Below are 1481 nucleotides of genomic sequence, written 5' to 3'. Positions count from 1 at the left end.
CGGGCCAGCGACATGCCGAGCGAGACGGGGAGCGAGACCTCCAGGCGCTTGCCGCCGACCTCGACGACAACCGTCTCGCGACCGGCCTCCTCGTCCGCCTCGGCGTCGGCCGGGGCCGCGAACGGCTTGATCTCGTTGACGAACTCGGTCTCGATCCAGCGGGTGTGGACCGTGAACGGCGCGTCGGAGCCGGTCAGCTCGGGAGCGAACGCGGGGTCCTCGACGACCGCGCGGTGGAACGGGATCGCGGTGGCCATGCCCTCGACCTTGAACTCCGCCAGCGCGCGGGCGGCCCGCTGAAGGGCCTGCTCGCGGGTGGCGCCGGTGACGATCAGCTTGGCCAGCAGGGAGTCCCAGGCCGGGCCGATGACGCTGCCGGACTCCACGCCCGCGTCCAGGCGCACGCCCGGCCCGCTCGGCGCGTCGAAGGCGGTGACGGTGCCGGGGGCGGGCAGGAAGCCGCGGCCCGGGTCCTCGCCGTTGATCCGGAACTCGAAGGAATGTCCGCGCAGGGCGGGGTCGTCGTAGCCGAGGGCCTCGCCGTCCGCGATACGGAACATCTCGCGCACCAGGTCGATGCCGGCGACCTCCTCGGTCACCGGGTGCTCGACCTGCAGACGGGTGTTGACCTCCAGGAAGGAGATCGTGCCGTCGGCGCCGACCAGGAACTCCACGGTGCCCGCGCCGACGTAGCCGGCCTCCTTCAGGATCGCCTTCGAGGAGCTGTACAGCTCGGCGACCTGCGCCTCGGACAGGAACGGCGCCGGCGCCTCCTCGACCAGCTTCTGGTGGCGGCGCTGGAGCGAGCAGTCACGGGTGGAGACGACGACCACGTTGCCGTGGGTGTCGGCCAGGCACTGGGTCTCCACGTGCCGGGGCTTGTCGAGGTAGCGCTCGACGAAGCACTCGCCGCGCCCGAAGGCCGCGACGGCCTCACGGACGGCGGAGTCGTACAGCTCCGGGACCTCTTCGAGGGTGCGGGCGACCTTCAGGCCGCGGCCGCCGCCGCCGAAGGCCGCCTTGATGGCGATCGGCAGGCCGTGCTCCTCGGCGAACGCGACGACCTCGTCGGCGCCGGAGACCGGGTCGGGGGTGCCGGCCACCAGCGGGGCACCGGCGCGCTGGGCGATGTGCCGGGCGGCGACCTTGTCACCCAGGTCGCGGATCGCCTGCGGGGGCGGGCCGATCCAGATCAGGCCCGCGTCCAGGACGGCCTGGGCGAACTCGGCGTTCTCCGAGAGGAAGCCGTAGCCGGGGTGGATGGCGTCCGCGCCGGACTCACGGGCGGCGTTCAGCACCTTGACGATGTCCAGGTAGCTGGTCGCCGGGGTGTCACCGCCCAGGGCGAACGCCTCATCCGCGGCACGGACATGCAGAGCGTCCCGGTCCGGGTCGGCGTAGACGGCCACGCTCCCGATCCCGGCGTCCCGGCAGGCCCGGGCAACGCGAACAGCGATTTCGCCACGGTTGGCGATGAGCAC

General features: G+C 72.9%; 1 protein-coding gene. It reads right to left on the bottom strand.

The features are described from left to right. Window positions 1-1481, bottom strand: a 1481-nt coding sequence (locus ACZ7OY_RS44605) for an acetyl-CoA carboxylase biotin carboxylase subunit (RefSeq protein ID WP_472251224.1), incomplete at both ends; no start/stop codon positions are given.

The sequence above is a fragment of the Streptomyces sp. NPDC107559 genome (genome assembly GCF_055657365.1).
Note: the sequence above shows the minus strand (reverse complement) of the source record. Positions and strands in the feature narration are given on the sequence as shown.